The sequence below is a fragment of the Acidisoma cellulosilyticum genome (assembly GCF_020621385.1).
GTDB classification, from domain to species: Bacteria; Pseudomonadota; Alphaproteobacteria; order Acetobacterales; family Acetobacteraceae; genus Acidisoma; species Acidisoma cellulosilyticum.
This window is the reverse complement of record NZ_JAESVA010000008.1, coordinates 218,669-231,685: the sequence shown is the minus strand read 5'-3', so window position 1 is coordinate 231,685 and position 13,017 is coordinate 218,669. Positions and strand designations below refer to the sequence as shown.

General features: G+C 61.2%; 12 protein-coding genes. 1 reads left to right on the top strand and 11 read right to left on the bottom strand.

All coding sequences use genetic code 11. The features are described 5' to 3' along the window. Nucleotides 1–103: 103 nt before the first annotated feature. The 7 genes from ACELLULO517_RS21010 to ACELLULO517_RS20980 are packed head-to-tail and all read right to left on the bottom strand — an operon-like array spanning nt 104 to nt 6,173. Nucleotides 104–868: an SDR family NAD(P)-dependent oxidoreductase gene (locus ACELLULO517_RS21010; RefSeq protein WP_227309379.1), complete on the bottom strand. Its 765-nt coding sequence runs from the start codon at nt 866–868 to the stop codon at nt 104–106. Then, complete coding sequence (locus ACELLULO517_RS21005; RefSeq protein WP_227309378.1) at nt 865–1,593, bottom strand: SDR family NAD(P)-dependent oxidoreductase; 729 nt, start codon at nt 1,591–1,593, stop codon at nt 865–867. Before ACELLULO517_RS21005 ends, ACELLULO517_RS21010 begins: the two co-directional genes overlap by 4 nt. Continuing rightward, nucleotides 1,590–2,405, bottom strand: a complete 816-nt coding sequence (locus ACELLULO517_RS21000) for a polysaccharide deacetylase family protein (protein WP_227309377.1) — start codon at nt 2,403–2,405, stop codon at nt 1,590–1,592. The genes ACELLULO517_RS21005 and ACELLULO517_RS21000 overlap by 4 nt, the downstream gene beginning before the upstream one ends. Before the next feature lie 15 nt (nt 2,406–2,420). Next, nucleotides 2,421–3,308 carry an ABC transporter permease gene (locus ACELLULO517_RS20995; protein ID WP_227309376.1) on the bottom strand — a complete coding sequence of 296 codons (888 nt, stop codon included), beginning with the start codon at nt 3,306–3,308 and terminating at the stop codon, nt 2,421–2,423. Further along, the gene (locus ACELLULO517_RS20990; RefSeq protein WP_227309375.1) at nt 3,206–4,069 is read right to left on the bottom strand and encodes an ABC transporter permease; all 864 of its coding nucleotides are present in this window, start codon (nt 4,067–4,069) and stop codon (nt 3,206–3,208) included. The genes ACELLULO517_RS20995 and ACELLULO517_RS20990 overlap by 103 nt, the downstream gene beginning before the upstream one ends. Continuing rightward, nucleotides 4,066–5,139, bottom strand: coding sequence for an ABC transporter ATP-binding protein (locus tag ACELLULO517_RS20985; protein ID WP_227309374.1), 1,074 nt, complete (start codon nt 5,137–5,139; stop codon nt 4,066–4,068). The genes ACELLULO517_RS20990 and ACELLULO517_RS20985 overlap by 4 nt, the downstream gene beginning before the upstream one ends. Before the next feature lie 11 nt (nt 5,140–5,150). After that, a complete protein-coding gene (locus ACELLULO517_RS20980) occupies nt 5,151–6,173 on the bottom strand; it encodes an ABC transporter substrate-binding protein (RefSeq protein WP_227309373.1) in 1,023 nt (340 codons plus the stop codon). A 127-nt stretch (nt 6,174–6,300) separates the two neighbouring features. Between ACELLULO517_RS20980 and ACELLULO517_RS20975 the strand changes: the two genes are divergently transcribed. Continuing rightward, nucleotides 6,301–6,861 carry a MarR family winged helix-turn-helix transcriptional regulator gene (locus ACELLULO517_RS20975; protein WP_227309372.1) on the top strand — a complete coding sequence of 187 codons (561 nt, stop codon included), beginning with the start codon at nt 6,301–6,303 and terminating at the stop codon, nt 6,859–6,861. Nucleotides 6,862–7,122: 261 nt separating this feature from the next. On the opposite strand, the gene ACELLULO517_RS20970 is transcribed toward ACELLULO517_RS20975, so the two are convergent. From ACELLULO517_RS20970 to ACELLULO517_RS20955, 4 genes are all read right to left on the bottom strand, one after another. Next, nucleotides 7,123–9,459 (bottom strand): penicillin acylase family protein, encoded by a 2,337-nt coding sequence (locus ACELLULO517_RS20970; RefSeq protein WP_227309371.1) that lies wholly within the window; start codon nt 9,457–9,459, stop codon nt 7,123–7,125. 76 nt (nt 9,460–9,535) lie between these two features. Then, nucleotides 9,536–10,408: a polysaccharide deacetylase family protein gene (locus ACELLULO517_RS20965; protein WP_227309370.1), complete on the bottom strand. Its 873-nt coding sequence runs from the start codon at nt 10,406–10,408 to the stop codon at nt 9,536–9,538. A 22-nt stretch (nt 10,409–10,430) separates the two neighbouring features. Then, a complete protein-coding gene (locus tag ACELLULO517_RS20960) occupies nt 10,431–11,417 on the bottom strand; it encodes an ABC transporter permease (RefSeq protein ID WP_227309369.1) in 987 nt (328 codons plus the stop codon). Further along, nucleotides 11,410–12,954 (bottom strand): sugar ABC transporter ATP-binding protein, encoded by a 1,545-nt coding sequence (locus ACELLULO517_RS20955; protein WP_227309368.1) that lies wholly within the window; start codon nt 12,952–12,954, stop codon nt 11,410–11,412. The genes ACELLULO517_RS20960 and ACELLULO517_RS20955 overlap by 8 nt, the downstream gene beginning before the upstream one ends. Between the last annotated feature and the right edge of the window lie 63 nt (nt 12,955–13,017).

Here is a 13,017-nt window from a genome sequence, read left to right as displayed (position 1 = left end):
AGGCCCCTGTCTGCTCGTCTGTCCCACGCATCTGACACTCCAATCCCAACAGAACCAGAGAATCAGATCAGCGCCCGTCATGCATCTAAATTTCCGCAACCTGCTAGATCATCCAGCGGCCGCCATCGATCAGGATGGTCTGGCCGGTTATGAAACGCGCCTCTTTGCTGCCAAGGTAAGCGACAAGGCCAGCGATATCCTCCGGCTCGGCGATGAAGCCAACGGGTGTGGACGCCCGGACTTGTTCGGTGACATGCGGCGGCATGTTTTGCTGCGCGAGAGTGCGCACGGCACCGGGTCCCACTGCATTCACGGTAACGCCGTGGGCCGCCAGCTCTCTGGCGAGCACGCGCGTAAAACCGACGAGCCCCATCTTGGCCGTGGCATAATCGGCAAGACCGACATCACCGACCATAGCGGCGTCGCTGATGATATTGATGATGCGACCATAGCCAAGGGCCTTCATGCCACCCGCAACAAGCCGGGTCATACGCATGCTGACCATCAGGGAGATTTCCAGCACGAACCGCCAGACAGCTTCCTCGGATTCCAGGAACGGACTGCCGCGTTCACGCGCACTTCTGCCCAGATTGTTGATAAGCGTGTCGCAGACCCCAAGCTTCGCCTCCGCGTCCCGCACAAAGGCCTCCAGAAACCTGGCATCCGTACAGTCGCCCACGGCCGCAAAAACCTGATCCGACGGCAAATCGGCAAAGCGGCTGGGAAGGGCCGCGTCTTGATCCACGACCGCGATACGCGCGCCTTCAAGTGCCAGTCGCCGCGCGCATCCCTCGCCAATCCCGTTGGCCGCACCGGTGATAATGGCGCATCGACCGTCGAAGCGGCCTGACCAAGTCAGCGGGTTCAATGGAAGGTTCTCCCGCCATCGGCCGCAAGCGCGACGCCCGTAATATAGCTTGCCGCGTCGCTTCCAAGGAACAGGACACTGCGGGCGATTTCTTCGGGCTCCGCGATGCGCTGCAGCGCGTAGCGATCCCGCACAAGCTGCCGCTCGGCTTCTTCGCCTGCGCCCGCAACGAGAGAGGAACGGAACAATGCCGTCTCAACGGCTCCCGGGCAGAGAGCGTTGACACGAATATTCCGGGGAGCCAGCTCCATGGCAAGGCATTTCGCGAGCATATTGAGGCCGGCTTTAGAGACGGAATAGGCCGAGCGTTCGTGCAGCGGCAGCAGACCCGCCCCTGAAGAGACGAGCGTGATTGAACCGCCATCGGCCGAGAAATGGGGAAGTGCCAGCCGGCAGAAGCGCATGGCACCGGTCAAATTGACGTCGAGAACGGTTTGCCAATCCTCATCCGTCATTTGCGCGAGGGGCGCCCGAAGATCGATGCCGGCTGAGTAGACCAGCATATCCAGACCGGACAGCGTGCGGGAGACTGCTGTCATTGCAAGATCTACCTCAGAAGCAATGCGCAGATCGGCTAGGAAACCCTCTACCCCTGCCGGAGGCGCCGAACGGTCGATCACCGCAACGGCAGCGCCGGCCGCCTGCGCCAGGCGCGCGGTCGCGAGACCGATACCGCTTGCGCCGCCGGCGACGACCAGGCGCCGGCCGCTCAGATCGCCGATCATGGTGCCGCTGCCAGCAGCCCTGGGCGCAGGTCGTCGGTGATTTCGTCACACCGCCCGATCCATACATTGCTGTGAGAAAGCGCATGTTCGATGAGCTTCTCAAGCACCCAAAGACGGGACGGCTGGCCAATGATCTGCGGATGGAAGCCGATCATCATCATACGGTCCTCGGCGTAGAGCATGTCGAACTCCGTTTTCCACGACTCAAGGACGGAAGACGGCGGATGCATGGTGCGACCCGGAAGCACGATAGAATATTGGAAGAAGGGCGCGTCATCCAGCACCCAACGAAAAGGCAGTTCCACGATGTTCGATCGCTCCCCACCGATGTTGAGCAAATACGGACTGTCGTCGTCGAAGAAGTTCGACGAGTAGTCGAATCCCCATTCCTTCAGAAGGTCGAGACTGATGGGGCTGAGTTCCGCCGCCGGCGACCGCCAACCCCGCGGGCCATACCCGGTCGCACGCTTGATCGCATCAAATCCCTTCTCCATCTCCTCGCGTTCTTCCGCTTCGGAGAGAGACAGAATCCAACGGTGACTGTAGCTATGGTGGGCAATCTCGTGGCCATCCTTCAAGATCGCCTCGATCGTCGCAGGCCGTTGTTCGACGACAAGACCCGGAACGAAGAACGTCACTTTCAGATTGTAGCGCCTCAGCAATTCAAGGATACGGGGAACGCCAACCTTCCAGCCATAGGCACCCTGAGACATCAGGATAGGCCGTTGCGCATAGGCGGGATCGCGCGCGGTCCACATCGTCTCGGCGTCAAGATCGAAGGTCAGAAAAAGAGGAAATCCGCGACTGGTCAATGGCATGATACGTCCTCACATGAGACGGCGCGTGCCGGCGAATCGTTCGAGAACGATCAACAGCAAAGCCGTGATGACTATGAGCAGCGTCGAAACTGCGGCGACCGAAGGATCACTGCCCTGGTCGATGGCTGTGAAAATAGAAACAGGAAGCGTTGCCGTTCCGGGCGGCAACAGGAAGATCGTGACCGGCACCTCATCGAAAGACGTGATGAGGGCAAACACAAGACCAGCGCTCAGGGAGGAGCGAATGGCCGGCGCCACGACATGAACGAAGGCCAGAAAGCGGTTGGCGCCCAATACCAAGGCCGCCTCTTCAAGGAACGGATCGAGGCCGGAAAAGCCGGCAAGCGCCGTTCTGACGATATAAGGTGTGACAATGACACTATGCGCCAGTACCAGGATGCCGAAATTGCCGCGCAGATCCAGGATGCTCACATATTGCAGCATCGCGACACCAATGACGATTGCGGGAAAAATCAACGGCGACATCATGAGATTGCCAATAAGCACCGCACACGGAACCCAACGTTGGTGCAAGGCGTAGCATGCCGGCAGTGCCAGGACCGTGGCGATCAACGTGGAAGCGATCGCCAGCTTGATACTCAGCCAGATTGCGGAGACATAGTCAGGGTCCGAGAACACTTCAGCAAACCAACGCAAGGTGAACCCGCGCGGCGGTATCGTCAGATAGGCGGTCGAGGTGAAGGAGGCCAGAACGACGACGATCACGGGCAATAACAGAAATACCAGCAGCAGGGTGCCAAGGATTTTCAGCCATAGGGCCAGAGGGCGATCACTCATCTTGCGGCCGTCCAGCGGCGGGTCAGATAGCCCGCACCACCAAGAATGACGAGTACGACCAAGGTAAGCGCAAAAGCGAGCGCGGCCCCGGTCGGCCAATCAAGCGTGCTGAGGAATTCGTCGTAGATCGCGGTTGCCATCACCTTATACGCAGGACCACCCAGAAGTCGCGGCGTGACCAACGCGCTGATCGACAGAATGAACACCAGGACGCTGCCGGCAAAGATGCCGGGTGCGGTCAATGGCAAGGTAACCGTCAGGAAGGTGATCGAAGGTCGCGCGCCAAGGGCCGCCGAAGCGGCCTCCACATCCCGCGGCATCGCGCGCAACGACGCGACCAGAATCATCACCATGAAAGGCAGGAAAATATGCGTGAGACCGATGATAAGACCGGTGAGGTTGAACATCATCCGGACGGGAAACTCGACCAATCCCAGGTCCAGCATTATTTGATTGATGATGCCTCTATTAGACAAGAGAGCTATCCAGCCGAAGGACCGGACGACGAGATTGAGGGTCAGCGGAAAGATAACCAGAAGCGTCAGCAAGCTGCGCATCATGCCATCGGACCGGGCCACCAGAATGGCAAGCGGATAGCCGAACAGGACGCAGAAAACAGTGACAGAAATCCCCATCACCAGGGTGCGTCCCAGCACCTCCCGAAAATACGGGTCCGCCAGAATTTGCGTGTAGTTATGCAGCGTCCAACCAGGCTGGATGCCGACGCCGGGATCGTAGATCTTAAAGCTGGTCGGCAACATCACGAGGATAGGCGCGACGAATACCAGCAGGAGCAGGAGAGCAAGCGGCGCGGTCAGCAGAAACCCCGCAAAACGGCCTTTTGGCGCCTCGGCCTTCATGACGGCCTGCCGCCCGCGAAGACAGCGGCCGGATTGATCGCGATGTCAACGCGCGTGCCGGGTGCAAAGTTGGCCGCCGGCAAATGGCTCGGAATTTCCGCGATAAGATCCATGTCTGTCGAAGCCCGGATCACAAGCTGAACTTGCGGGCCGGAAAACGATCTCAGAATGACCTCGCCCGAAAACTGATCGGGGGCCCCACTGGCGACAGACAAGCGAATTGCATCATAGCGGATGACAATATCAGCCTCTTGTCCCACGGACAGCGCCGAGACGGCGCTATGGATCATGGTCCCATTGGCTAGCCGGAGAATGGCACCATCCAGGCCAACCGAAACGGTCCGCCCTTGCAGGCGATTCGAGCGGCCGATGAAGCCCGCGACGAAACTATTCGCCGGATTCTGGTAAATGTCTTCTGGCGTGCCAATCTGCTGAAGGCGTCCTTGCCCAAGAACACAGACGCGGTCCGACATTGACAATGCCTCGCTGCGATCATGGGTCACGAAGATGCTGGTAATGCCCAATTCCTGCTGAAGCCTGCGAATTTCGATCTGCATCTCGTCGCGCAACAAGGCATCGAGATTGGACAGCGGCTCATCCAGAAGCAGCAAGCGCGGACGAGGCGCGATCGCGCGAGCCAGGGCCACGCGCTGCTGCTGACCGCCTGAGAGTTGACGAGGCAGGCGCCCGGCCAGATGGGTCATGCGCACAAGCGCCAGGGCCTCGTCCACGCGCCTGCGCAGGCCTTGCCCACGCAACCCCTGACGGCGCAGGCCATAGGCCACATTGTCCGCGACGTTCATGTGGGGGAAGAGCGCATAGGACTGAAAGACCAGTCCAAGACCCCGCTTATGGACCGGGACCCGCGTAATGTCCCGATCACCCAGCTTGATCTGGCCCTCGGACGGATCGACAAGGCCCGCGATGATGCGGAGGAGCGTCGTCTTGCCGCAGCCGGACGGCCCGAGCAGCGACAGGAATTCACCCGACGCTATCTGCAAAGAGACGTCAGAGACCGCAACCTGGTCGGCGTAACGCTTGGAAACACCGATGAGCTCAAGTTCCGCCATCACCGATTTCCTTAGTTCGCCACCTGCCGCTGCCATTCACGAATCCAGTCAGGCAGGTGTTTGGCCAATGTTTCCGGATCGGGAAACCAGAGGCGCTTGTAATTGTCGCCCGTGGCAACAATCTTCGAAACCTCGGGCGAGAGCTTGACCGTGGTATTCACGGGAGCAGCATATTCGCGTTCGGTGAAGCACGTCTGCGCCGGCGCGGATAACACCGTGTCGATGTATTTCAATGCAAGTTCGGGATGCGCATCCCCTTTCGGGATCACCAAAACCGGGCGAATACCGACAGCGCCCTCTTTGGGGTAGGCGACGGCCAAGGAATAGCCTTTGAGGATCGCAGCGCCTGCCCGGTCAGGATACCAGGGGGCAATGACGATATCACCTTGCTGGAACAAAGCCAGAAGCTGGTCGGCCTGGGTATAGAGCGTGACGGCACCGGGAATCAGGGTCTTCATCGCATCCATGCCGGGTTTCACATTGTCCAGTGTGCCACCCTTCAGGCGATTGATCGCCAGCATGGTCTGCATGCCGGACGTCCCGGTGATATCGCCCAGGGCCATGCGGCCGCGGTATTTCGGATCGAAGAGATCGGCCCAGGACGTCGGCGGCGTCTTGATGACGGTGGGATCATAGACGAGCGCGGTGGCCGAGACTTCGAACGTCACATAGTCATTGCCCGGGCCGAAAGCCGATTTGTCGATTTGCGGGTAGGACTGCAACTTGCTGACGTCCAGCGGCTGAAGAAGACCTTCGTTTTCGAGTTCCGTCGCCAGACTATTGTCCAGATAGACCACGTCATAAGCTGAACGACCGCCCATCGCCCGGATCGCGGCGGCGAGCTGAACTGAATTGCCCAGCTGAACGACGACCGGACTTCCCGTCGTCTTTGTGAAGGGCGCGATCACGCAGGTTTTGGTGTCGTTGATGAACGATCCACCAAAGGTTGCAATGGTAAGCTTATCCGCGGCTTTTGCTTGCGCAAAAGACAGGGCCAATCCGGCTAGGACAGTCAGGGTAAGACGCTTGAGCACGATATATCTCCCGCTTGACCGGCAGACTTAAACAGCGTTCCTAATATCTTTCAAGAAAGATATTTACTCTTTATAAAAAGCTATAATTATGTGCTATTGCCTAGATTCTGAGCTATCAGAGGTTTGAATGATCCGACCCGCCAAATCAGCGCCCGACAGCGGGGACTATGACCACGAGACAGGGTCGGTGCGTTTCGATCTTGTCGGTCGTGGGATGGAACAATGGCGGCAACAGCGTCCTGATATCGACTGCTCCGGAAAGGCCGTGATCGGGCGGGTGTTGATGCTGCAGGACATCATCCTGAAGCGGGTCAACCAGGCTTTAGCCCCTCATGGGCTGCGCTATCCTTCTTACGCCGTTCTCGCGACACTGCGTGTCGCAGGACATCCGTTCAGACTGTCGCCCAGCCGACTTCAGGCAACCATGCTCTTCACGTCCGGTGGCATCTCAAATCTTTTGTCGCGGCTGGAAGAGCAAGGTTTTGTCCGGCGGTCGTCCGACCCGGCAGACAAGCGCGGTGTGTGGGTGGAGCTGACTGACGAAGGTCTCGCGATCGTCGAGCCCGCGATGGTCGACCACGCAAAAGCAGAACGGGAGCTTTGCACAATGCTTTCGACCCCCGAACAGGAGGGTGTCGCGAATCTGCTGAGCCGCATGATCGTTCTGAACCGAGACCATATCAGTTAGAGCATCTTCGCACAGTCAGATGGAATCATCTGACTGTGCGAAGATGCTCGCAAAAGCAATAATCCAGAGCGGTCTCTGCGAGACTAAGCGAACAGGAAACGCTCTGGCGGAATTAACGTTTTGCTTGGGTGACTTGGCAAGGCGATGCAAAGCCCCCTACCCTGTTTTCTTCTTGGCTAAATCGGGAGCTCCGATTTAGCCCGGCTCCCAATGGGCGCGATCATTATTGGCTTATCGCGCTCGGCCGAACAGCGCGCGCCCTTATGTCGCCGGGCGCAGCGTGATCCGCGTCCGGGTCGCATCATCGACCGCGCCCTGGCTGAACAGAAGCGGCACATACTCTCCTTTGGACCAGGCTTCGGCCAGATCGCCGTAATGGGGTGACCGCACATCGCCGGACTGTCCCGGCGCGTTGATGCAGCGGCTATTGTCCCACGCGCCCACGTCCAGCACCATGCGGAAGGACGCGCCGAGCACAACGCGGAAATCCCCATAGCGATACATGGCGTTCATCGGTGTCGACTCGCTGCCGCCCATGGGCAGCGGCCCGACATTCCTCGACTTTGTCTGCGTGACGTCCGAGAGCGCGTGCTGGAAATAGCCGTGATGGATCAGGCCCCAGGCCCAGGATGCGGGATCATCCCCCATCCGCTCCACACATTCGGCATAGGCGTTCAGCAGCGTCTCCGTCAGCAAGGCATCGCGTGCGGCGGGGCTTGGGAAGAAGCCCTCCGGCTGTTCCAGCCGGGTCAGGATCGCGTCGACATCGCCCAGGCCCATCAGCGCCCGCACGGCAGGGTCGGCGACCTTCACGGCAAAGATCCCCGGCCGCAGATGCTTGGACCACCAGACTTCCGACAGGGCCGCCGCCGCACTTCCGGGCGCCAAGTCACCGTCCCAGTCCTGCAGCAGCGCCAACGCCGCCGATAGTGTCGCGTCATCACCCGTCACCCCGGACAGAAGAACGGACAAGCGGCGTGCGGGGATGGAGATCAGATCGGTCTGCAAGGCGCAGGAGGTCGCGACCGAATGCACCTTTGTCTGCGCAAAGGCTTCGGCGATGCGATTGGCCCGCGAGGATTCGATCCATTCATGGCCGATCTTCTCGGCCGGCAGGGACCAGTCCGGCGGCACATTCTGCTCATTCGCCGTCGCGACGAAACCCTTATCGGGATTGAGGACAAACGGCAGATCGCCGGCCCGATGAAAGCCCTGCCACTCATACCTGCCGTCGCCCGGCACCGGCAGCAGCCCATCCCAATTGGGTCGGATGGGGCTGAAGCCCGCGACCACCCAACCGATATTGCCCGCCGTATCGGCATAGACCTGATTGACGGCCGGCACCGCCCAACGCTGCATATCGCCCGCGAAATCGGTAAAGGTCTTCCGCCGCATGGAGGAGATGCTGACGAAATACGCGGCCGATCCCGGCTCGAACCAGACGGACCGCAAGGCATAGGCGCGGCCGGCCGCCTGATCCTCATGAATGACCGGTCCATGGCGGGTGAATTTCAACCGCAGCGGCTGATCAGGCGCGCCGCGGACAGCCGTCGTTTCCTCCACAATCCGCATCCGTTCCCACCCGTCCTGATAGCGATACAGGTCGCAGTCCTCCGGATGGGTTTCGTAGACATAAACGTCTTCCTGATCCGGCCCGAAGAACAGCGTCAGCCCGAAGCCGATCTGGCCGTTATGCCCGGCCATGATGCCCGGAACGACAGGCTCGCCCGCGCCGATACCGTCGAATTCCGGGCAGGTCAGGTGGACGATATAGCGCAGTGACGGCACCGCATGCGCGCGATGCGGATCATTCGCCAGGATCGGCCGTCCGCTCTCTGTCTTGCTGCCGGCAATCACCCAGTTGTTCGAGCCCTGGCCGTTGCTTTCCCGCACCACATCACCCAGCGGGGTGATGCGCCGCCAATCCCCGGCCTGCTCGATCGGCGCCGCCAGACGCGCGGCATCGAAACTCACCGGCAGCAGGCCAAGCTTGAACGTGTCGAGCACCGCCATGGGGATGGAGCCGATGTCCAGCCCGTCCGGCGCCGTCACGACTTTCGGCGGGTTGAGGTTCTGGCGCAGCAGATCGGTCTCGGCCCCCACTTTCGCCATGATATTGGCGCGCGTCACCTCGGACAGCGCATTGCGCATCCAGCCATGGCTGCGAATGCGTACCACGTCCTCGGTCTGCCATTTGGCCGGACGCGTGCCAAGTTCCGCGAATTCCACCGGCAGGCGCGCAGGGTCACGCGCCACGAGGTCGATATAGGCATTGATGCCGCCCACGAAGGCCGCACAGATATCCTGCGCGTCCGGGCTGTAGCAGGCCCATTCGGCGGTCATGTCGCCGCGATAGACGAACAGCCGGGCCGCGCGATCCTGCTCCAGATAGCCGGGGCCGAAATCCGCGGCGAGCAGCCCCAGACCCCGCTTCCGCCACAGATCCATCTGCCACAGCCGGTCCCGCGCCGCGTTGAACCCCTGGGCGAAGAACATATCCATCAGATTGCCGGCGCGGATATGGGGAATGCCCCAGCGGTCCAGCAGGATCGTCACCGGCTCCGACAGGCCGGGAATCGTCAAAACTTCGTCGCTCATCGCTCACTCGCTTCGCCCAGACAGGCACCGACAGAAATTGGACAAGCTATCGCGTCCGGGCGCAAGGCGGGATCGATCAACGCACGCCGATCTCGGGCGACAAGGACGGTGTCTTGCCGTCCTTCCACTTGCGGCAATAGTCGATCATCGTCGTGAAGTTCACGCCGGGCTTGTCCTTCACATGCTCGATAATGCCTTCCAGCAGCAGCAGCCGATGGGCGCGGCCAATGACCTGCGGATGCATGGTGATGCTGAACAGACCCTTGCCGATGCGCTCGTACATATAGTCGAACTCATCCTTCCAGATTTGCAGCAGGCTGCGCGGCGTCTGCACACCCTGGATGATGCCACCCTTGCTGACGACATATTCGAATTGCGGGAAGTCATCCAAATGCCAGGCGACGGGCAGTTCCACAAGATTGACCGGTTTGCCGAAAACGTAAGGGTCATCCATCGTGAAACTGTCGCCGACGCGGCACCAATAGGGTTCGAAATCCGTCGCCATCTGGCTGCTCTCATACTCGAACCCATATTCCAGCAGCAGCGGGATGGAGTTGGGGCTATTGTCCCAGGCCGGGGACCGATAGCCGGCCGGCCGCACGCCCGCGACCTCGTCCAGCGCCTTGAAACCCTTTTCCAGAATCCAGCGTTCGCGCTCGGCCGAGACGGTGACGGGGTTTTCGTGAATCCAACCGTGATGGCCGATCTCATGCCCAGCGGCCGCGATATCCTGCACCGATTTCGGGAAAGCATAGGCCGTGTGGCCGGGAATGTAGAAGGTGCCGGGAATGCCGTAGGTCTTCAGCGTCTCCAGAATGCGCCGCACGCCGATGACGCCGAATTCGCCGCGTGACGTCATGCTGGGGGATTGCGCGCCGAAGGTGCCGATCCACAGCGACATCGCGTCATAGTCGAAAGTGAGCGCGACGCCCACGTCCTTTTCAGTCATGGGAATTCTCCTCTATTACGGATCAGGTGCGCATACGGCGGGCATAGATGTCGAGCGCGACGGCGCCGATGACGATCACACCCTTGGCGACAAGCTGATAGTTGTTGTTGACGGCGAGTGCGTCGAAGACATTGGTCAGCGTGCCGATGATGAGCAGGCCGACGGCGGTGCGCCACATCGCCCCCTCGCCGCCCAGCAGCGACGTGCCGCCGATGACCACGATGGCGATGGAATCCAGCGACGTCGTGCCACCCATATCGGCCTGACCGACGCCGAGGCGCGAGGACAAAATGATACCGCCGATACCGGCGCAGATCGCGGTCATGACATAGGTGCTGCCCCGCAGCAGATCGACCGGAATGCCGGACAGGCGGGCGGCTTCCGTATTGCCGCCGATCGCGTAGATCGATCGGCCATAAACACTGCGGGCCAGGGCGAAAGCGCCGATCAGGAAGATGACGATCAGCAGATAGATCGAAATCGGCCAGCCGAACCAGTTTTCCGTGCCGATATACTGGAAGTTGAAATCATTCGGTACCTGCGGCGCCGAATGCGAATAGATGAAGGCATAGCCACCGAAAACCGATCCGGTGCCCAGCGTCGCGACAAAGGGGTTGACGTGCAGCTTGGTCACGATCAACCCGTTGATGACGCCACAGATCACGCAGGCGATCAGCACGGCGCCGGCCGCCCCCCACAGACCCAGCGGATCGGCCAGATGCGCGAAGACCACGGCGCCGAGCGCGAAGATCGAGCCGACCGACAGGTCGAAGCCACCGCCGATCATGACGAAGGTCATGCCGACCGAGACGATGCCCACGGGCGCTGCCTGGCTCAGGATATTCTTGAGATTGGTCGGCTCGAAAACGCGCGGATAGACGATCGCCGCACCGATCAGGACGATGACGAAAGCCCAAAGCACGCCGAATTGCAGAAAGGCATCCCTGGCCGGAAAAGACTTGCGGGCGCCCGCGACGGAAGCGGGTTGAACCGTCTGGGACTTACTCATGCGTCATCACCTTGAAGGCAGCGTTCAGGATATCTTGGACCTTGGCAGGCGCGGCACTTTGGTCGATCTCCGCCACCTTGCGGCCTTCCGACATCACGATAATGCGGTCGCTGGCAGCGACGACCTCCTCCAGGTCGGAGGAAACGACGATGATCCCAAGCCCGTCATCCGCCAGCCGGCGCAGCGTCGCCATGATCTCGTCCTTGGCACCGACATCGATGCCGCGCGTCGGCTCGTCCACCAGCAAAATCCTGGGCTCGCGGAAGCGCGCCTTGCCGAGCAATACTTTTTGCTGATTGCCGCCCGACAGATTGCGCACCGTGGCGCCGATGCGGTTTTCGGCAAAGCCGAATTCGCGCGCGACCCTTCGCGCACTCTCGGCCACCCGGCGGCCGGAGATGACACCGAAGCGGGAGACCTCGCTGAAACGGGCAATGGCGATATTGTCCATCGCACTCATGCCCAGCACCAGGCCTTGCGCCTTGCGGTCCTCCGGCACCAGCACAATCCCGGCGCGCAGCGCGGCCCTTGGCGTCAATGGCCAGGCGACACCCTCGCCGTTGACGGCAAGTTCGCCGGTGCTGCGCGGTTCAAGCCCCGCCAGCGCCCGCAGCAGGGATGTCCGGCCGGAGCCGACCAGCCCGCCGATGCCAAGGATTTCCCCAGGCTGGACGGAAAGATCCACCGCCTCGATCGCGCCGGGGACGGATACCGCCTTGGCCGAGAGCAGCGGTGCCGCGCCACGGGCCGGCGCCTTGCGCTCGACCCGGCGGTATTCCACGACATCATGCCCGACCATGGCGCGGATCAGCGACGGCTTGGTCCAGTCTGCCCGTGGCGCGGAGCCTGAAAGCTGGCCGTCCCGGAACACGGTCACGACGTCGGAGATATCAAGCACCTCTTCCAGATTGTGGCTGACGAACATCATCGTCGCCCCCTCGGCGCGCAGCTTGCGCATCAGGCGGAACAACGCCTCGCGCTCGGGCGGCGCCAAAGATGTCGTCGGCTCATCGAACAGGATCAGCCGGGCGCCGGATTGGACGCCGCGCATGATTTCCAGCATCTGCTGGTCAGCGACGGACAGCCGGCCCGCGACCGCATCCGGCCGGATGGTGACGGACATCTGGGCCGCAAGCTCCTCGAACCGGCGGCGCATCCCCCGCTCATCCAAAAGACCGGCCTGGGACAAGGGTTGGCCAAGAAAGACATTCGCCTGGGCCGATAGCGCCGGCACGATCGTCAATTCCTGATAGATCGTGGCGATGCCAAGCCGCCGCGCCTGGCGCGGTGCGCCAAACACATGCGGCTTGCCGAAAATCTCCACGGACCCGTTGGTCGGCACCACGCGGCCGGCGATAATGCCGAGAAAGGTCGATTTCCCGGCGCCGTTTTCACCCACCAGCGCATGGATGGTGCCGGTCTTCGCCTCCACATCCACGCCTTTCAGGGCGTAGGTGCCGCTGTAGCGCTTCTCGACACCGACAGCCCGCAGCGCCAGTCCCGTATCGTCGGTCGATTGCGTTGCGAGCGCTTGCATATTCATTGTCCGCGCAACATCAGGCGATGGGGGATGCGGGGACAGCCCGATACCCCATCGCGC